A 19417-nucleotide genomic window follows, 5' to 3' on the forward strand; every position below is an offset into this window, starting at 1 on the left:
GACTCACCGGACGTCAAGGCAGTACTCGAACGTGCGCTGAGGGTGGAAATAGCGACGATCCGCCACCCTGGACGCACAGTCGGCTCAATGATTCTGCCGTTGAGCACATCTCGTGAGTGCCGAAGCGCAAGTGCGCAAACGCGGTGTTAGTGGGTGAATTACCGGTCATTTCGTACGACGTCGATTACGGTGCAGCCATGCCTGACATCGATCGTCGTAGTGCGCTGCTGATGATGGGATTGGGTGTGGCCGCGGTTGCGACGCCGGCCACCGCGCACGCCCAGCCGCCTGCGGTACCCGTCGAGCCACCGCCGGAGCTCGCTCAGCCGGCCCCGCTGATGCTGTTCCAAGACGAGTTCGACGGAGCGGCGGGGTCGCCCCCCGACCCGGCCCGGTGGTTCATCGTGCCCGCCCGCGAGACCATCAGGAACCCCGTCGAGTGGGACAAGCCGTTCAACATGGGCCGCTACGTCACCGACCAGGAGCATGTCTTCCAGGACGGGAACGGCAACCTCGTCATCCGTGCCACCCGGGGTGAAGGCGCCAACATCCAGGAGAAGTACGCCAGCGCGAAGATCATGGGTCTGTGGCGCGGCGGAATCGGCACGACGTGGGAGGCCCGCGTCAAACTGGACTGCCTGACCGACGGTGCCTGGCCCGCGTTCTGGCTCGTCAACGAGAACCCGGTGCGCGGCGGCGAAGTCGACCTCGTCGAGTGGTACGGCAACCGGGACTGGCCGTCGGGGACCACGGTGCACGCCCGGTTGGACGGCACCGCGTTCGCGACCGATCGTCATCCCATCGACAACGCGTGGCATACCTGGCGGATGACGTGGCAGCCGACCGGAATGTACTTCTGGAAGGACTACGAGCCGGGCATGGAGCCGTTCTTCACCGTGCCCGCCAATTCGCTGCCGGACTGGCCGTTCAACGATCCGGGTTTCACGATGGTCCCCGTGTTCAACATCGCCGTCGGCGGCTCCGGCGGACGTGAGCCTGCAGGAGGCACCTACCCCGCCGAGATGCGGGTCGACTGGATTCGCGTCTTCGCGAGCTAGCGGCTTGGTGCCTGTCAGCGCGAAAAAGGTTCAGTCACGGCGCCATTCGACGGCTCTTCCTCACACTGAGGTCGTGGTCGCCGCCGGCTGCCGAGTAGGGGTGATGCGACCCTTGACGCCGTAGACGGAGGCCCGGTCGAGCAATTCGCGATAGAACGCTTCGGAGACGACGGCGTCGCGGGTGAGCAGGAATCCGCTGCGGCCTGTCGAGTCGGTGACGACGGCCCAGCCGTAATTCGGGTCGAGATCGACGATCCAGTAGTTGCCGGGCGGGCTGGCCGATGCCGGTCCGAAGAAGCGGACGTTGAGCTTGTTGTTGGTGGAGTCGACGGGCAGCGCCGATCCGACGATCGTCGACTTCGGGCCGTTGTTCACGAAGTAGTTGCCGGAGTTCTCCACCTTGATCGAGCCGTCGGGGTTGAGGCTGTACACCGCGGTGGTGTTGACGAGCCCGATCGAGAAGAACTGCTTGACGCTGCCCACCTCGAACCAGGTGCCCAGGTAGCGATCGAGGTCGACGACCGGCGGCGGCGCGAGCACGACACCGGCCGCGTCCCCCAGCACGAGGTACTGGTCAGGGGTTCCGTAGATGCCCGTGCCGTCGTCGGGACCCAGCCCCTGGTAGAGGTCGTTGATCCAGCCGGTGGCCAACGTGTACACCGCTTGGGTGTTGCCGCGCGGCGAGATTCCGGTGGCCAGTTGCGCGAAGACATCGAAAAGCGGGTTTCCACCGATCAGCGAATCGACGTGCGAGCCGCCCGCCAGCGTGACACCGACGAACTGGCCGGCGCGCGCGGCCACCAACTCCCTTGTCGTCGCGCCGTTGGAGTTCCACGGCTGGGGTGGCGACGCAACCTGATACACCGGAACGAACGGGTCGTCGAGGCTCTTCAGCGCGTTCGCGACGACGCCGCCGAAGGAGAATCCGTCGAACATGACGACTCCGCGCAGGGCGTCGCTGCCCGGCGCATCGTCGGCGTAGTAACCACCGACCGCGGTGGCGAAGCCGCCGCCCGCGGAGTGGCCGGACATGATGAAATCCTCTGGCAGCACACCGGAATAGCCGGCGAGGAGCGCGCTGGCGGTCAACGATTCCCGGTCGCCGAGGAACATCGACGCGACGGCCTCCTGCATCGGCACGCCGTTGATCCAGCAGCTCGCGCACGCCAGAGGGAAGGACGAGATGTTGGGCGCCAGCACGATGCTGTTGGTCTGAAGCGACAGCGTCTGGGCGAGCTTGGACATCGTGGACTTGCTGCCGAGGAAACCGTGCTGCAGCCAGATCACGCCGGTGGCCGCCACCGAGCCGTCGGACTGCGTCGGCAGATACCAGTCGGCGCGGGTCTTGTAACCGTTGGGGCCTACCGGGATGGTCAGCGCGGCGCGGCCGGTCTGGACTCCGGTCACGCCGGCCGGGATCGCCTGCGGTGCCGGGGTCGCGTCTTCGGCCGCGTCGGAGCGCTGGACGACAACCTTCTCGGTGTCGCTGTCGACCGGATCGTCGGTCGTGTCGGACGCTGTGTCGGGCTCGGCCGACGAATCAGGTTCGCGGACAGCAGTTTCGGTGTCCGCAGAGCCTTCGGTGTCGACGGTGTCTTTGCTCTCGCGGGTGCGCTTGGTGGTTCCGCGCGGGGCGGACGCGGGCTCGTCCGACGCAGTGTCGGCGGCCTCGTCACGGTCGCTGACTTTGGTCATGGGCTCCGCGGACGATTCCGAGGCATTGCCCGCTGCCGACTGGCTGGACGAGTCGGTGCCCTCAGAACTGTCGGTGTCCGCGGCGGCCACGCCCTGTCCCGCGCCGAACGCGATACACGCACCTGCACCGAAGGTCCCCAGCCACAGCGCCCAGTGTCGTGATGTCACCGCGGGAATGTAGCTCGGCGTTTCCGGATGACCGAGTTAAATGTCGCAAACGTCAGCGAGCCGTCATACCTGCGAGCATCAGACACCGGGCCGGATCACAGCGGAATCCAGATCCCGTAGAACCAGAACCCCCAGTTGTTGAAACCGGTGTCGAAGACGGGCGTCACCCACTGGCCGAAGTAATCGAACGGTGGTGGGGGTGGACCCCACGGCGGTGGCAGCGGTCCGTGCGGCGGGGGCGGGGGAGGAGGTCCCCAACCCCACGGCGCCGGACCGCCGTCCCAGGGCGGCGGATGACCGCGCCAACCCGGACCGCCGGGTGGACCCCAGTTGGGCGGAGCCGGTCGTGGTCCCTGCCAACCCGGGCCACCGGGCCCGCCCGGGCCACCGGGCCCGCCCGGACCACCGGGCCCGCCCGGACCACCGGGCCCGCCTGGCCCACCCGGGCCGCCTGGCGGGGGTGGTGCCTGCCAGCTGTGGCCGGGCCCGTGGCCGCCGGGCTGAGCGAGAGCCGGCGCGGCTCCTATGCCCAGTGCGGCGGCGCCGATGCCCGCGGTGAGGGCTGCGCCTGCGATCGACGGTGTCACTTTCATCAAAGTGCTCCTAGTCTCGAGCTCCCCGACGCCCCCGCGACGGTAGTGGCCGAGATTGGCCGAGGGCTGCGATGTCACTGTCGACCCGCTGGCAGCGCGACGGTCAGGGAGTAAGCCAGTCGCGGATCTTGGCGTAGATCTCGGGGTGGTTGAGCAAGTCGAAATGGTGAAACCCGGTCAGCGTCAGACCTGCGTCGTCGGCGAACGGCAGACGCCTGCGACGACCGCGGCCGGCTGCGCTCGACGGGCGGACGAGGTGGTCGCCGAGCAGTATCCCGACGGCCGCCGGGGCCGCGGAGGTCGCGACGAAGTGGTAGTCGGCGCCGGGAAGGAAGGGCACCTCGGAGCAGCGGTCCCGCAGGAATTCGTCGGGATCGGTCGCGTCCCAGTCGCTGTCGAGCAACGCCCCGTAGCGCAAGTCCTTGATGCCGTCGCTGCGGAGATTCAGCAGCTCGGCCACAGCGCGACTCTCGCCGAACTTCGCCATGACCCAGGCCGCCGCATTCACCCCCCGTTCCAGATCGGCTCCCAGGTGTGGAGATCCGAGGCAGACGACCTGGCGTGTGGTCCTGGTCCAGCGGCGATTCTGCTCGTGTCCGTAGTGGCAGGCGCTCCGCACCACCAGGCCGCCCATCGAATGACCCACCAACGCGATGCGGCGCACCGGCACAGGCCACACTTCGAGCAGGCGGGTCAGGATCGCGTCGAGATCACGGCCATTGGTCGAGATGTGACGGCCCGTGTTGTACCGGATATCGATGGGTGTGAATCCGAGATCCTCGGACAGACGCTCGCCGTAGGGCCTGGGGTCGACGTCCGCGGTGATGCGGGGCGGACGTCGCCACGAAGATTCTGTTTGGCACAGCCCGTGGACGAACACGACCAGCGCATCGGTCGGTCGAGGGTAGGCGTCGGTGATCCCATCCGGCGTGAGCGGCACCGGCCGTCCGGCAACGCGTAGCGCCATCGGCGTGGCAAGAGCACTGTCACGCTCGGCAAGTTCGTCACCGTAGATGCCGGCCAGCGCCGCGATGGCTTCCGCTACGCCAGGTCGTTCATCCAGCGCGGGGTCGTCGTCGAACGCCAGACCGGAAGCCGCCCAGGTACACAGCGCAGGAGGAATGCGATGCCCGGCGGAGTCGAGGACGTCATAGACGGTGCCCGCGATCGTGTCGTGGACGATCTCGACAGGGCGCGAGGCCGGGCCGATCGACGTGAAGACCCGACGCGCGATGCCGCGATGCGTGCCGCGCACGAGCGAGTTGAGGACGGACAGGCCCTCGGCTGCGACGTCTCCAAGCGCCTGCATATCGGCTGTCCGCATCGCGTACTCCAGGATTGAGTGAACAAGTGTTCTCTGGAATATAGCCCGGATGCGGCATCCTCAATCGCCCCATTCCCGTCAGGCGGGCGCTGCCTCGACCGAGTTGGTGTCGGCGTCGCCCCGGATCAACGCATCCACCTCGGCGCGCTGCTTCGGGCCCCACGTCTCCTTGGTCGCCATCACGCCGGCCAGTCCGATGAACCCGACGGTGACGTAGAACAGTGCCGGTCCTATCCAGCCGAACTTGTCCGCGAGTAACACGGCGAGGAATGGTGCAAAGCCCGCGATGGATGCGGCGACCTGATAGCCGATGGACGCTCCCGAAGTCCGGGTGCTGGTGTTGAACAGCTCCGCGAACCATGCACCCTGGGTGCCGGTGAGCACCGCGTGGATGAAGCCGATGCCGATGATGAACAACAGCACGATCAGGAACGGCTCGCCGGTATTCGCCATCAGGTACATCGGTATGCCGAAGGCGATCGCCATGAGACAGCCGGCCAGGTATACCCGTCGACGACCGATTCTGTCGGTGAGACGGCCCGCGTAAAGTGTTGTGCCGACGGCGATGACGCTGGCGATGACGACGCCGGTGATGGCGATGGTGCGAGCGTCTTCGTTCTGCTTCGTGATGTATGACAGCAGATAGGTGGCGGTCAGGTAGTACGCGCAGGACTCGACCACGCGAAGTGCGATGACGCGCAAGATGTTTCGCCAGTCGCGGCGCAGGGTGGTCAGGAACGGGTTCTTCACGACGTTGCCCGCGGCTTTGACCTGTTCGAACTCCGGAGACTCGGTGACCCGCAGACGCACATACAAGCCGACGATGATGAGCAGGGCGCTGGCCAGGAACGGGACACGCCACGCCCAGTCGCTGTCGAGCGACACCGAGGCCAGGAAAGCGATGTTGGCCAACGCGATTCCGAGCGGATTGCCGGCCTGTGGAATGGCGGCGAACCGTCCTCGCTGACGCCACGGTGCATGCTCGAACGCCATCAGGACGGCACCGCCCCATTCGGCGCCGAACGCGAGACCTTGGATGACGCGGATCGTCACCAACAGGATCGGGGCGAGGATGCCGACTTGCGCGTATGTCGGCAGACAGCCGATCAGCACGGTAGCGATACCCATCATGAGCAGAGCGCCGACGAGTACCGGTTTGCGGCCGTATCGGTCGGCGAGGTAGCCACCGATGCTGCCGCCGATCGGGCGCATCAGGAAGCCGACGCCGAGTGTGGCGAAAGACAACAGGGTCCCGGTCGTGGGGTCGGACTCAGGGAAGAAGACATCGCCGAAGTAAAGCGCCGACGCCGTCCCGTAGGCGACGAAGTCGTAGTTCTCCACGCAGGTCCCGGCAGCAGAGCCGAGTGCGGTCTTGAGCTTTCCTGGTGACCCGTGTTCGGCTTGCCTGCGACGATCGTCCATAGCGGTGGTCATTGCGTTATCTCCTTTGATAATTCGCCAGACAGCCGTCTTGCGGCATTGCGTTCGAGCTCGTGCAACTTGCGGACTCGGCGGACGGTGTCCTCGTCGTCGTCGAAGCGGGCGCCGAGGAACGACTCGATGACCTCACCCGCAGTCGCCCGGCCGATCACCCACGCGCCCATCGCGAGCGCGTTGGCGTCGTCGTGCTCGACCGCCTGGTGCGCCGAATAGACATCATGGGCGAGAGCGCACCTGATGCCGGGAATCTTGTTGGCCGCCATGACGGCGCCCTGCCCGGTCCCGCACACCAGCACGGCCCGGTCGACGTCACCCTTGAGCACCGGCTCGCACGTGTCCCACGTGACATCGGGGAAATCGACGGGCTTGTCGTCCTGGGCTCCAGTGTCGATCACCTCGTGTCCAAGGTCTTCGAGAACCGCGCGGACGTGCGCCTTCAGCGAGTAACCTGCGTGGTCGTTTCCGAGTGCGATCCTCATCGCCGTTCCTCTCGTAGCGTTGTGCTGCAAGCAAGTTCATGGTCGTAGGGGATGGAGGCGATGGCTCCCTGACGGGTCACCGCGACACCTGCAGCCATCACCGCGACGTCGACTGCGTCGAGCAGGTCGGTGGGTCGAAGTGTGAGCCGTGCCGCGAGATAGCCGATGAACGTGTCGCCTGCGGCGGTGGTGTCAACAGCGTCCACATCTCGGGCCGCGACATGTTCGACACCGCCTCCGCGGCGGGTGACGTCGACACCGTCGGCGCCGAGAGTGCAGATGACGGTGCAATTGGATTGTCGGGCAAGCGAAGTGATGTCGTCGCCTAGATGATCGAGCTCGTGCTCGTTGACGACGAGGATGTCGACGTCGTCGAACAGGCTGCTCGCGTCCTCGGGCGCGGGTGTGGGGTTCATGATCACCGTGGCACCTGCGTGGGCCGCGACCCGGGCTGCGTGGCGAACCAAGAACTCGGGCGTCTCGAGTTGGAGCAGCAGCAGGTCGCCGGAACCGATGGCGCTCAATCCCTCGTCGATGTCGGTGTCGTTCAGGCAGTCGTTGGCGCCGGCGACGACCACGATGGTGTTCTCGCCCTCACCGTCGACTGTGATGAGCGCGCGGCCTGTCGCCACATCGGGGACGAGGCGGACGCGCCGCGCATCGATGTCCTGTTCGGCGAGTGCGCGCTGGAGCAGTCGGCCGTCGACGTCGTCACCGACGGTCCCGATGATCGTCGTCGGTGCGCCTGCCCGCGCCGCCGCGACAGCCTGGTTGGCGCCCTTACCTCCCGCGGTGATCGCCGCGCCGGTGGCCAGAACCGTTTCGCCTGCGGCGGGCAAACGTTTGACGTGGACCCGGTGGTCGGCGTTGAGGCTGCCGACGACGAACACCCGCGATGGGCGTGACTCCGTCACGGTGCCACCCCCGTCGAGCGGTCGATGAACCTCGTTGGGAGCACTACTGATTCGGGCTCGTCGCCGTTGATGACGCCCAACAGCAGTTCGACGGCACACCTCCCGACCGCGGCCGCGTCCTGCGCGATGACCGAGATGGGCGGATCGAAGTGGGCGAGCCACTCGATGTCGTCGAAGGCGATCACCTCGACGTCGGCACCGAGAGTCAAACCGTGCGCCCTGACTGCGGCGAGTGCGCCGAGGGCCATCAGGTTGTCCGCGGCGATGATGGCGGTCGGACGGTTCGGCATCGACAACAACTGATCTGCGGCACGCACCCCGCTCTCCTCTTGGAAGTCGCCGAAGGTGATCAGGGATACATCGGGTGTGAGGGCGTGCCTGGGGAGCGCTTCGACGAAGTCGTCATAGCGTTGGCGACCTGTCGAGATCGACTGGGGTCCACCGATGTAGCCGATCCTGGAGTGACCCGCGGCGACCAGATGCCGGACCGCTTCGTCGAGTCCGATGCGGCTGTCGGTGGTCACGCTCGGCACGTCGATACCGTCGACGATGCGGTCGACGAAGACGACGGGCATCTGACTGTCGATGAGTGCGTCGAGGCTGCCCGAGCCACGGCCTTGCGGCGCCAGCACGACGCCGTCGACGCGCTGGCTGAGGAACGTCTCGAGGTAGCGGTCCTGCTGTTCGACGTTCTCGTTGGCGTTGCCCAGCAGCGTGACGTAATCGGCCCCGAGTGCGGCCTGCTCCGCGGCGTGCGCGACGTCGGCGAAGAACGGGTTGCGGACGTCCGAGAGCAGGAGCCCGACCGCGTGGGTGCGGGTGAGCCGCAGAGAGCGCGCCTGAGCGTTGGGCCGATAACCCAGCGCGCTGACGGCCTGCGTGACGCGCTCCCGGGCCTGCGGCGAGGTGGCCGGATGTCCCGAGAGAACCCGCGACGCCGTGCCGAGGGACACCCCCGCGTGCGCGGCGACGTCCCGGATGGTGACTCCCCGACCAGCCAATGCCGCTCCTAACTCGTATGGGAACGTTTCCATGGGAACGTTTCCACGTAATCTAGGTCACAGTGTGAGGAAGAGTCAACCGTCCGGGAGGGTGGGGTGCTGATCCGTCGCATTCAGGCGCTGGGCGGGCAGGGTCGTTGAGGTGTGCACCGGGGGTTCACCGTGCGGACACCGGGACGCCCCGTGCGGTGGCAAAGCTGGGTCGGTGATACACCTCCCTCGCCGGTCGCTGCTCCGCGCGGCGCTGCTGGTCCCCGCGGGCGCAGCACTGACCGCATGCGGTTCCTCGAACAGTCCCGCGGCGCCGTCGTCTCCCCCTCTCGTGCGGGCGCGTCCCCAGCTGACCCACGGGGTCGCCGCGGGTGACGCCCGGCCCGACGGCGCCTTGGTGTGGGCGCGGTCGGACGGCCCGGCGACGATGATCGTCGAGACGGCGGCGACCGAGGAATTCGCGAATCCGCGCGAGATCCGTGGTCCGCTGCCCACCCCGGACAGCGACGGGACCGGACGGATCCGGCTCACCGGCCTCGAACCCGGCCAGCAGGTGCACTACCGGGTGACGCTCGAGGGTGACGACGGAGCCCGCGGTGAATCGATGACCGGGGTCTTCACCACTGCGCCGGTGGCGCCGTCGAACATCCGGTTCGTGTGGTCGGGTGACGTCGTCGGTCAGGGCTGGGGCATCAACGCCGACACCGGTGGCATGACGGTGTGGAAGACGATGGCCGACCGGCAGCCCGACTTCTTCATCCACTCCGGCGACGCGATCTACGCCGACAACCCGGTCGAGGCCACCCAGGAACAGAACGACGGGAAGGTCTACCGCAACGTGACCGCGCCGGCCAAGGAGCAGGTGGCCCAGACGCTGGAGGCGTTCCGCGGCAACTACGCCTACAACCTGACCGACGTGAACTATCGGCAGTTCAATGCCGCCGTCACCCAATTCGTGCAGTGGGACGACCACGAGGTCATCAACAACTGGTTCCCGGGTGAGAACCTTCGCGCTCAACAGCGGAAGGGATACTCGGAGCCGGACATGGATGCGCTGGCGCAGTTCGGATATCAGGCGTGGAGCGAATGGCAACCCATCGATGTCCGCGAGTCCGTCGACGGCCGGGTGTACCGCAAGATCGCCTACGGTCCGCTGCTCGACGTGTTCGTCCTGGACATGCGCAGCTACAAGGGTGCCAACACCGACGCCTGGTCGGCGACCGGCAACGGAATCCTCGGGCCCGAGCAGTCCCGGTGGTTGATCGATTCGTTGCGAGCGTCCACAGCGACGTGGAAGGTCGTCGCCAACGATCTGCCGATCGGCATCGTCGTCCCCGACTCCAACACCAGCCCGGAGACCGGACCGAAGGCGATGGAGGCTGTCGCGCAGGGGGATCCGGGTCAGCCGCTGGGGCGGGAAGCCGAGATCGGCCGCATCCTGGGCGCGGTGCGCGATGTCCGCAACGTCGTCTTCGTGACAGCCGACGTGCACTACACCGCCGCGATCTCCTACGACCCCGGCCGGGCTGCGTTCGCAGATTTCAGCCCGTTCTGGGAGTTCGTGTCCGGGCCGTTGAACGCGGGTGCGTTCCCGGAGAGTCCGGTGGACGGAACCTTTGGTGCCCGTTACGAATTCGTGCACGCTCCGACGGAACCGGACACATCGCCCGCGCAGGGGTTCCAGCACTTCGGGGAAGTGACGATCGACAAGGACTCGCGGGTGCTGACCGTCAACCTGTGCGACAGCACCGGCGCGGTGCTGTGGTCGAAGGCGTTGCCGCCGGGTTAGGGGTCGCGCAGGTGCTCGCCTACGCCGAGAGTGCGGTGAGGGCGAGATTTCGCGGCGTTTCCCACCCTGAGCGCACGCTCGGCGGGATTTCGTTCGTGGAGCCGATGACGGGAATCGAACCCGCGTATTCAGCTTGGGAAGCTGATGTTCTGCCATTGAACTACATCGGCGGTGTGGCTTGTGAGACTAGCAGGACCTGTGACGACGCCGTAGCGAGAGCCGCCGGACGTAGCCCACTTTTTTGCCGCGCCGTCAGCTAACCTTTGCTGCAATTAGCTTCCCAGCAAGTTCACAGGAGTCGAGTATTCATGGCGCACAGCGTGTTTCATCGGTCGCTTACCGCAGGTGTCGCGCTGGCGGGAGCCGGCGCCATCGCATTCTCGACCTTGCCGGTGTTGCCCACCCATGAAGCCGCCGCAGCCCGCGCCGCGACCGCCGTCCAGCCCGTCATCGCGCCTCGCGTCGTCACCACCGAGGTCCAGTACGTCGCATTGGTCAACGCGTTGCAGACCCTCGCCGCTGGTCTGGGCGACACGGTGGGCCAGGTCTTCGCGTCCTTCTCCACCACGATTCCGGCCCTGAACAACTACATCGGCATCGGGGTCCCCGGCGCCATGTGGGAGGACGCGGATTATCTCCGGCTGAGCCACTCGCTCTTCGGGAACATGCTGTTCGCGCCCATCGCTCCGGTGTTCGTCGGCGCGTTCACCGATGCCGTCATCGAGGTGGTGGCCCACGCTTCCGGCGATCGCGAGGACGAGGTCCGCGAGAAGCTCACCGGGTCAGTCGACTACGCCTTCGCCCGGCTCGTCGGCCCGATCATCAGCGCCATCGGCGCGACCGGCGCCGTGCATCAGGAGATCTACCGCGCGGGAACGGCCGGAAACCCGCAGGGTCAGTGGGCCGCGCTGCTGCGCGCGCCGGGCGTCATCCTCGACGCTTTCTTCAACGGTGGGTACGGCGACATCAGCACATTGCTCACCGGCGAGGTCGGTGGCGAGAGGGTCGCGGCGCCCGGTCTGTTCACGCCGTGGGGTGAATACCCGGAGGACCGCAGCGTGACCGATACCTTCCCGCCGTACACGCCGCCCGCTGAATCAGCTGCTCTCGATGAGCCCCTCGGGTCGGGAGAGACCTTCACCCTGCAGATCGCCGAGGCTGACGTAGAGACCGACGAGGCTGCCGCATCCAAGGTCTCCACCGACGAGGTTGTCGACTCGACGGAAGAGACTGCGGTGACGCCGATTTCCGAGGAGACCGAGTCCGAGGCGCCGGTCGCAGACGAGGCCGAAGCCGATGCCGCCGAAGCCGACGAGGACGACAAGCCGACCACCAAGGCGAGCCGGGCCGAGAAGGCCGCCGCGGCGGAAAAGGCCGAGAAGGCTGAGACGTCGGGCGACTCCGAGGCCAAGGACTCCGCCGACAAGGACTCCGCAGCCGACAGCGGGGAGTGAGGGCGGGATAGTCTCGTCCGGTGCTGCTCTCCGACCGCGATATCCGGGCCGAGATCCAAAACGGCAGGCTCGGCGTCGACCCCTTCGACGACGCGATGGTCCAGCCGTCGAGCGTCGACGTGCGCCTCGACAACCTGTTCCGGGTCTTCAACAACACCCGCTACACCCACATCGACCCCGCCGAGCGTCAGGACGACCTGACCACCCTCGTCGAACCGAAAGAGGGCGAGCCGTTCGTCTTGCACCCGGGGGAGTTCGTACTCGGGGCGACGCTGGAACGCTGCACCCTGCCCGACGACCTCGCCGGGCGGCTGGAAGGGAAGTCGTCGCTGGGCCGGCTCGGGCTGCTCACGCACTCGACCGCCGGGTTCATCGACCCCGGCTTCTCCGGCCACATCACGCTGGAGCTGTCGAACGTCGCGAATCTGCCGATCACGTTGTGGCCGGGCATGAAGATCGGTCAGCTCTGCCTGCTGCGCCTGACCAGTCCCGCCCAGCATCCCTATGGCAGCGACAAGGTCGGCTCGAAGTACCAGAATCAGCGCGGCCCCACACCATCGAAGTCGTATCAGAACTTCATCAAGTCCAGCTGACGAAAATTGACCACAGCGCAGGCATAGGTCTGGCTTGTAATGTCATAACCACCGGCGCATACGGTCGTTCGTGCCGCGCGTTCCGGCCAGGTCTTCACCGTCTGTCAGCTAACTGCGCCAGATGTAACGCAACTGCTGGTCACGCCGATGAAGTATCTAGTTGTCGGCTCGTCGTGCGCGTCTGATCGGTGCCGGCCACCAGGCTGCAGCAAACTTTTTTGGAGGGGTCAGTGGACATCGTATTAGGTGTGTCGATGACACCTACGACGGTGCGCATGGTGCTGGTCGAAGGCGAAAAGGCCGACGGTGTGACCGTCGACCACGACACCTTCGACATCGGTTCCGTCGAGGGCTCAGCAAATATCGCTGAGCACGTCGTTTCGGCCATTCTCGGCACCAAGGAAAGCGCCGAAACCGGCGGGCATCACCTCAAGTCGATCGGTGTCACATGGAGTGACCACGCCGAAGCCACCGCGCTGCGCGACGCGCTCGCGGCCCGCGGCGTCAAAGACGTCATGCTCGTCTCCGAAGGACACGCCGCCGCGTCGCTGGCCCAGGCCGTCGGCCGCGCCGTCGACTACGACACCACCGCGCTGCTGTTCGTCGACCGCGACACCGCCACGCTGTCGGTCGTCCAGACCGACGACGGGTCCGTCGTGAAAGTTCTGAGCCGGTCGCTCCACAGCTCCGACGCGATGGCGGTGCTCACCGAGATGGCCGAGGCGGTCGCCGCGCAGGCCTCGCCGCCGCAGGGCATCTTCGTCGTCGGCTCCGGAGTCGACATCAGCTCGGTCAAGGATCACCTCAAGCACCTCGTCTCGCTGCCGGTCAACGCGCCCGACGACGCCGAACTCGCCCTCGCCCGCGGCGCCGCGCTGGCATCCGCGTCCGCACCGCAGTTCGAAGCGACCACCGCCGGGCTGGCCTACTCCCAGGATCCCGACGGCACGACGGCCGGTTCCGTGTTCGCCGCGGCCGACACCCAGATGGCGGCCGTTGGCGCCGGCGATGTCATCGACGAGTTCGCGCCGACCGAGATGCGTCCCGCCGACGAGGAGCGCAAGCCGTTCATGCTCGTCGGCAGTGCACTGACGTCACTGTTCGTGGTCGGCGTCGTCGCGCTCGTCATCTCGCTGGCCATCAGCATCCGCCCGACCGCCGACCAGCGCCCCAGCCCTGCACAGGCCGTCATTGTGCCCAGCAGCCAGGCGCCCGCACCCGACCCGGCTCCGGCCCAGCAGGAAGCCGCCATCGTGCCCCCGCCGGCGCCCAGCGCGGAGACCATCAAGCCACCGGTGCCCGTCGTCCAGGAAGCGCCGCAGCAGGCGCCTCGGACGGTCTACGTCGAACAGGCCCCGCCGCCGGCCGCCCCGGCCCCGGCGCCCGCTCCCGCGGCACCCGCGCCGGCCCCGGCTCCCGTCGCGCCGCCGCCCGTCGTCGCGCCAGTGGTGTTGCCGCCGCCGGTGATCGTGCTTCCGCGTCCGCAGTGGACGCCGCCCCGGTGGCAATGGCCCAATCAGCAGCCGGACGAGCCCGACGATGAGCCACAGTCCCCGTGGAACCCGCCGTGGAAAGACAACGATCCGCCCACGACGCGGCCGCCGGTGACGACGAAGACGCCGCAGGTTCCGACGGTTCCTCAGGTTCCAACCATGCCGACGGTTCCGCCGGTGCCACAGCAGCCGCAGTGGCCCGGCATCGGCTCGGGCTCCGGATCCTCGGGTTCGGGGTCCAGCGGTCGTGGTGACGGCGGTTCTCGTGGTGGCGGCGGCTCCCGTGGCGGCTCCGGCACGGGTGTTCCCGGTGACATCAACGGTGACGGCTGCTTCCTGATCTTCTGCGGAACCGGCCGCAACTAGCGTTCGTCACCTTCCGTTGGTCTGGCGCTCAGTGTCGCGTCGCGATTAGCTCACCGCGGTTGCCTATAGAAGAGGTATGCGCTGCACCGTTTTCGGAACCGGATACCTCGGTGCCACCCACGCGGCGGGCATGGCGGAGCTGGGACACGAGGTCATCGGCGTCGACATCGACGCGGGCAAGATCGCCAAACTGTGCAGCGGTGAGGTCCCGTTCTACGAGCCCGGGCTGCCAGAAGTGCTGCAGCGCAACATCGATGCGGGACGGCTGCGCTTCACCACCGACTACGCCGAGGCGGCCGAATTCGCCGATGTGCACTTCCTCGGAGTCGGAACACCGCAGAAGAAGGGCGAATACGGGGCCGACCTACGCCACGTCTATGCCGTCATCGACACGCTGGTGCCGCTGCTGACGCGTCCGGCTGTGATTGTCGGCAAGTCGACGGTGCCGGTGGGCACCGCCGGCGACCTCGTCGAGCGAACCGCGGGCCTCGCTCCGGAGGGCGTCACCGTTGAGGTGGCGTGGAATCCGGAGTTCCTGCGGGAGGGTTTCGCCGTGGCGGACACCTTGCACCCCGACCGCATTGTGCTTGGGGTGCAAAAGGATTCACAGCTCGCCGAGAAGGTGCTGCGCGAGATGTACGCACCACTGCTCGCCGACGGTGTCCCGTTCCTGGTTGCTGATCTGCAGACGGCCGAACTGGTGAAGGTTTCGGCGAATGCCTTTCTGGCGACTAAGATCTCGTTCATCAACGCGATCTCGGAGGTGTGCGAGGCCGTCGACGCCGACGTCACACTGCTGGCTGACGCGCTCGGCTACGACGCCCGTATCGGGCGCCGGTTCCTCAACGCGGGACTCGGATTCGGCGGCGGCTGCCTGCCCAAGGACATCCGCGCGTTCATGGCCCGCGCCGGCGAACTCGGCGCCAACCATGCGCTGACGTTCCTCCGTGAGGTCGACAGCATCAACATGCGCCGTCGCACCCGAATGGTCGAGTTGGCCACGAAAGCGTGCGGTGGCTCCCTTCTCGGCGCCAACACCGCGGTCCTCGGCGCGGCGTTCAAACCCGAATCCGACGACGTCCGGGACTCCCCGGCCCTCAACGTCGCCGGAATGCTGCAGCTGCACGGCGCCACGGTCAACGTCTACGACCCGAAGGCCATCGAGAGCTCCCGGCGGCTGTTCCCGACACTGAACTATTCGACCTCGGTGCTGGAGGCCTGCGAGCGCGCCGACGCGGTGCTGGTGCTCACCGAATGGAACGAGTTCGTCGACATGGACCCCCACGCTTTGGCGGCCACGGTGCGGGCGAAAGTGATTGTCGACGGCCGCAATTGCCTCGACGTCGCCAAGTGGCAGGACGCGGGCTGGCGCGTCTACGCCCTCGGCCGCACCGTCGGGCAGGCGGTGCAGGCGTAGCGTCGCGGCATGTCCGTTTACGCGCTGAACCTGTTCGACATCGCCAACCGCGACGAATACCTGGCCTATTCGAAGCGCTCGCCGGCCGAGGTCGCCAAGCATGGCGGCCGTGTCGTCGCTCTCGGTCAGTTCCGGGAATCGGTCCTCGGCGACATCGAACCGCGCACCGTGCTCATCCTCGTCGAGTGGGAATCCAAGGATGCGTTCGACGGCTACCGCAACGATCCCGAACTGGCCGACCTGCACGCCCACCGCGAAAACGGTGCGTCGTCCTACGTCTGGCATCTGTTCGACCGCCTGGACGACTTGCGGCCGCTGCTTAAGCTGAACTGATGGCGGTCGATCTTCTGAGACAACGGATCCGGTGGATGGCCCTGCACGGCGTCATTCGGGGATTGTCGAAGTTCGCGGCGAAGCGGGATCGCGACCCGCAGGCCCGGCTGATCGCCGACCCCGAAGCGCGCAACGACCCGGCCAGGTTCGCCGACGAACTGCGCGGTGACGACTCCGTCATCCGGTGCCGCGCCGTCCTGCTCACCGTCGACCACCAGGCGGCCAACGAGATCCTGCGGTCGGAGGATTTCCGGGTGTCCTCGCTCGGCGCCGGGCTTCCCGCGCCGCTGCGGTGGGTCAACGAGAAACTGCATCCCGGCCTGCTGCACCCCATCGAGCCGCCGTCGCTGCTGTCGATCGAGCCGCCCGACCACACCCGCTGCCGCAAGCTGGTGTCGTCGGTGTTCACCACGCGGGCCGTCACCGCGCTGCGCGACCGCGTCCAGCAGACCGCCGACGCACTCCTCGACGACCTCGAATCGGAGTCCGGCGTCGTCGACGTCGTCGAGCGGTACTGCTCGCAGCTGCCCGTCGCCGTCATCAGCGACATCCTCGGCGTCCCCGAAAGCGACCGCAAACACATCCTGCACTTCGGTGAGCTCGGCGCCCCGAGCCTCGACATCGGGCTGTCGTGGCGCCAGTTCCGGCAGGTCCACGAGGGCATCGTCGGCTTCAACGCATGGCTCGGCGGGCACCTGGAGGAACTGCGCCGCAACCCCGGCAACGACCTGATGAGCCAGCTCATCCTGGCCAGCCAGGCCTCCGACGAAGCCGCCCAGCTGACCGACCGCGAACTGCAGGCCACCGCGGGCCTCGTCCTCGCCGCAGGCTTCGAGACCACCGTGAACCTGCTGGGCAACGGCATCCGGATGCTGCTCGACACCCCCGAACATCTCGAGACGCTGGCCGAGCGGCCCGAGCTCTGGCCCAATGCGGTGGAGGAGATCCTGCGGCTGGACTCGCCGGTCCAGATGAGCGCCCGATTCTCGCGACGCGACGCCGTCGTCGCCGGAACCCCGGTCCAGCGCGGCGAACTCGTCATCGTCCACCTCGCCGGCGCCAACCGAGACCCCAAGGTGTTCACCGATCCGCACCGCTTCGACATCGAACGCGACAACGCCGGAAAGCACCTGTCGTTCTCCGGTGGGCGGCACTTCTGCCTCGGCGCAGCACTGGCCCGCGCCGAAGGGGAAGTCGGCTTGCGAACCTTCTTCGAGCGCTATCCCGGCGCCCGCCTGGCCGGTGAGGGCAGCCGCCGCGACACCCGAGTATTACGGGGTTGGTCAACCTTGCCGATCACGCTTGGAAAGGCGCGCGCAGCGCTAGGTTCGTAGGGGTGGACTTCCGAGCAGCCCTGCTCGAGCAGACTCGAGCTTTCGGTGACCTGATCCGATCCGGAGACCCCTCGACTCCCGTGCCCACGTGCGGCGAATGGACGCTGAAGCATCTGTTCCGCCATGTGGGTCGCGGAAACCGTTGGGCCGCACAAATAATCGCTGAACGACGCAACCAGCCGCTGGACCCGCGCGACGTGCGCGACGGCCGCCCGCCGGAGGACCTCGACGCCTCGATCGAGTGGCTCAACGCCGGCGCGCAACTGATCATCGACGCCGTCGACCGGGTCGGCTCCGACAGGGTGTGGACGTTCACCGGACCCAGACCGGCGGGCTGGTGGATCCGCCGACGGGTGCACGAGGTGGCGGTGCACAGGCTGGACGCGGCGCTGGCGCTCGGTCGTGAGGTTGAACTGCCCACCGACCTCGCCGCCGACGGGCTCAGCGAGTGGATCGAGCTCGCCACCGTCGACAAGAGCCGCGCGCCCGCCCTGGAGCTGGGACAGTCCGTGCACCTGCACGCCACCGAGGAGCAACTCGGGCCGACGGGGGAGTGGACGATCCTGCACGACGACGAGGGCGTGTCCTGGTCGCACAGCCACGGGAAAGGCAGCGTCGCGCTGCGCGGACCCGTGAACGGCCTTCTGCTGGCCACCGTGCGCCGCAAAGCGGCCGCCGACGCCGGGCTCGAAGTTTTCGGCGACGAGACCGTCTGGGATGGCTGGCTGGAGCGCACTCCGTTCTAGGCTCGTAGGCATGAGCACTTCCGAGCTGGCCACCGTCCTTGCCTGGCACGACGCCCTCAACGCACGCGACTTCGACACCCTGGTGTCGTTGTCCAGCGACGACGTCGAGATCGGCGACTCCAACGGCGCCGCGCAGGGCCACGCCGCGCTGCGCGAGTGGGCGCAAGCGCTGGCCACCGCGGTCGAACCCGGCCGCATCTACGTCCACGACGGGATCGTCGTCGTCGAGCAGACCGCTTCCGGAGAGACGGTGGGGTCGGCGTTCCGGGTGGTGCACGACCACGTCACGTCGGTGTTCCGGCACGACTCCCTGGCCGACGCGCTGGCCGCCACCGAGCTGACCGAAGCGGATCTGACTGGCTGATGCGGGGAATCATCCTGGCAGGCGGATCCGGCACACGGCTGCATCCGATCACCCTGGGCATCAGCAAGCAGCTGGTGCCTGTCTATGACAAGCCGCTGATCTACTACCCGCTGTCCACGCTGATTCTCGCCGGGATCCGCGACATCCTGGTGATCACGACCCGCGACGATGCCTCCGATTTCCACCGGCTGCTCGGTGACGGATCGTCGTTCGGCGTCAATCTCACCTACGCAGTGCAGGACGAACCGGAAGGCCTCGCCCAAGCTTTCGTGATCGGAGCATCGCACATCGGCTCGGACTCGGTGGCATTGGTGTTGGGGGACAACATCTTCTACGGTCCGGGGCTCGGCACCAGCCTGCAGCGCTTCCACACCGTCGACGGCGGCGCGATCTTCGCCTACTGGGTGGCCGACCCGTCGGCGTACGGCGTCATCGAGATCGACTCCGATGGCAGGGCGTTGTCGCTGGAGGAGAAGCCGGTGAAACCCAAATCGCACTACGCGATTCCGGGACTGTACTTCTACGACAACGATGTCATCGAGATCGCCAGGGGGCTGGGGAAATCCGACCGCGGCGAGTACGAGATTACCGAGATCAACCGGACCTACCTCGACCAGGGCAAGCTCGATGTCGCGGTGCTGGCCCGCGGAACGGCGTGGCTCGATGCCGGCACGTTCGACTCGCTGTTGGACGCCGGCGACTATGTCCGCACCATCGAACGCAGGCAGGGCCTCAAGATCAGCGTGCCCGAAGAGGTGGCCTGGCGGGTCGGATTCATCGACGACGAATTCCTCGAAGCCCGGGCGCACACGCTGCTCAAATCGGGTTACGGAGCATATCTTCTGGGTCTGCTGGAGCGCTGAAC

At 67.1% G+C, this 19417-nt stretch carries 18 protein-coding genes and 1 tRNA gene; 11 read left to right on the plus strand and 8 right to left on the minus strand.

The genetic code is table 11. The features are described from left to right. Positions 1-206: 206 nt before the first annotated feature. On the plus strand, positions 207-1058 hold the full coding sequence (locus P9A17_RS01360; RefSeq protein WP_278037007.1) for a glycoside hydrolase family 16 protein: 852 nt from the start codon (positions 207-209) through the stop codon (positions 1056-1058). Positions 1059-1118: 60 nt separating this feature from the next. Here P9A17_RS01360 and P9A17_RS01365 read toward each other — a convergent pair whose 3' ends face one another. The 7 genes from P9A17_RS01365 to P9A17_RS01395 all read right to left on the minus strand — a co-directional run bounded on the left by P9A17_RS01365 (position 1119) and on the right by P9A17_RS01395 (position 8672). Beyond that, positions 1119-2921, minus strand: coding sequence for a lipocalin family protein (locus tag P9A17_RS01365; RefSeq protein WP_278036799.1), 1803 nt, complete (start codon positions 2919-2921; stop codon positions 1119-1121). A gap of 95 nt (positions 2922-3016) precedes the next feature. Then, entirely contained in the window at positions 3017-3514 is a 498-nt protein-coding gene (locus P9A17_RS01370) for a hypothetical protein (protein WP_278036800.1), read from the minus strand. A gap of 103 nt (positions 3515-3617) precedes the next feature. Then, positions 3618-4838: an alpha/beta fold hydrolase gene (locus P9A17_RS01375; protein ID WP_278036801.1), complete on the minus strand. Its 1221-nt coding sequence runs from the start codon at positions 4836-4838 to the stop codon at positions 3618-3620. A 78-nt stretch (positions 4839-4916) separates the two neighbouring features. Next, on the minus strand, positions 4917-6272 hold the full coding sequence (locus P9A17_RS01380) for an MFS transporter (protein ID WP_278036802.1): 1356 nt from the start codon (positions 6270-6272) through the stop codon (positions 4917-4919). After that, the gene (locus P9A17_RS01385; RefSeq protein ID WP_278036803.1) at positions 6269-6757 is read right to left on the minus strand and encodes an RpiB/LacA/LacB family sugar-phosphate isomerase; all 489 of its coding nucleotides are present in this window, start codon (positions 6755-6757) and stop codon (positions 6269-6271) included. Before P9A17_RS01385 ends, P9A17_RS01380 begins: the two co-directional genes overlap by 4 nt. Continuing rightward, positions 6754-7671 carry a ribokinase gene (locus tag P9A17_RS01390; protein WP_278036804.1) on the minus strand — a complete coding sequence of 306 codons (918 nt, stop codon included), beginning with the start codon at positions 7669-7671 and terminating at the stop codon, positions 6754-6756. The genes P9A17_RS01385 and P9A17_RS01390 overlap by 4 nt, the downstream gene beginning before the upstream one ends. Then, positions 7668-8672 carry a LacI family DNA-binding transcriptional regulator gene (locus tag P9A17_RS01395; RefSeq protein WP_278036805.1) on the minus strand — a complete coding sequence of 335 codons (1005 nt, stop codon included), beginning with the start codon at positions 8670-8672 and terminating at the stop codon, positions 7668-7670. Before P9A17_RS01395 ends, P9A17_RS01390 begins: the two co-directional genes overlap by 4 nt. A gap of 205 nt (positions 8673-8877) precedes the next feature. Here P9A17_RS01395 and P9A17_RS01400 point away from each other — a divergent pair, with 205 nt between their 5' ends. Continuing rightward, the gene (locus tag P9A17_RS01400) at positions 8878-10452 is read left to right on the plus strand and encodes an alkaline phosphatase D family protein (RefSeq protein ID WP_278036806.1); all 1575 of its coding nucleotides are present in this window, start codon (positions 8878-8880) and stop codon (positions 10450-10452) included. A gap of 96 nt (positions 10453-10548) precedes the next feature. Here the strand turns inward: P9A17_RS01400 and P9A17_RS01405 are convergent. After that, positions 10549-10622, minus strand: a tRNA-Gly gene (locus P9A17_RS01405). A gap of 138 nt (positions 10623-10760) precedes the next feature. On the opposite strand from P9A17_RS01405, the gene P9A17_RS01410 reads away from it, so the two are divergent. The 9 genes from P9A17_RS01410 to rfbA all read left to right on the plus strand — a co-directional run bounded on the left by P9A17_RS01410 (position 10761) and on the right by rfbA (position 19415). Continuing rightward, positions 10761-11906, plus strand: coding sequence for a hypothetical protein (locus tag P9A17_RS01410; protein WP_278036807.1), 1146 nt, complete (start codon positions 10761-10763; stop codon positions 11904-11906). A 20-nt stretch (positions 11907-11926) separates the two neighbouring features. Further along, positions 11927-12499, plus strand: coding sequence for a dCTP deaminase (gene dcd, locus P9A17_RS01415; protein ID WP_278036808.1), 573 nt, complete (start codon positions 11927-11929; stop codon positions 12497-12499). A 230-nt stretch (positions 12500-12729) separates the two neighbouring features. Beyond that, a complete protein-coding gene (locus P9A17_RS01420) occupies positions 12730-14358 on the plus strand; it encodes a hypothetical protein (RefSeq protein WP_278036809.1) in 1629 nt (542 codons plus the stop codon). 76 nt (positions 14359-14434) lie between these two features. Continuing rightward, on the plus strand, positions 14435-15775 hold the full coding sequence (locus P9A17_RS01425) for a UDP-glucose/GDP-mannose dehydrogenase family protein (RefSeq protein WP_278036810.1): 1341 nt from the start codon (positions 14435-14437) through the stop codon (positions 15773-15775). 9 nt (positions 15776-15784) lie between these two features. Next, positions 15785-16108: a DUF1330 domain-containing protein gene (locus P9A17_RS01430; protein ID WP_278036811.1), complete on the plus strand. Its 324-nt coding sequence runs from the start codon at positions 15785-15787 to the stop codon at positions 16106-16108. Further along, entirely contained in the window at positions 16108-17442 is a 1335-nt protein-coding gene (locus P9A17_RS01435) for a cytochrome P450 (protein WP_278036812.1), read from the plus strand. Before P9A17_RS01430 ends, P9A17_RS01435 begins: the two co-directional genes overlap by 1 nt. Positions 17443-17444: 2 nt before the next feature. After that, the gene (locus P9A17_RS01440) at positions 17445-18188 is read left to right on the plus strand and encodes a maleylpyruvate isomerase family mycothiol-dependent enzyme (protein WP_278036813.1); all 744 of its coding nucleotides are present in this window, start codon (positions 17445-17447) and stop codon (positions 18186-18188) included. A 10-nt stretch (positions 18189-18198) separates the two neighbouring features. After that, positions 18199-18552 (plus strand): nuclear transport factor 2 family protein, encoded by a 354-nt coding sequence (locus P9A17_RS01445; RefSeq protein WP_278036814.1) that lies wholly within the window; start codon positions 18199-18201, stop codon positions 18550-18552. Further along, entirely contained in the window at positions 18552-19415 is an 864-nt protein-coding gene (rfbA, locus tag P9A17_RS01450; RefSeq protein WP_278036815.1) for a glucose-1-phosphate thymidylyltransferase RfbA, read from the plus strand. Before P9A17_RS01445 ends, rfbA begins: the two co-directional genes overlap by 1 nt. The last annotated feature ends 2 nt before the right edge of the window (positions 19416-19417 follow it).

The organism is Mycobacterium sp. 236(2023) (genome assembly GCF_029623955.1).
Classification (GTDB): Bacteria; Actinomycetota; Actinomycetes; order Mycobacteriales; family Mycobacteriaceae; genus Mycobacterium.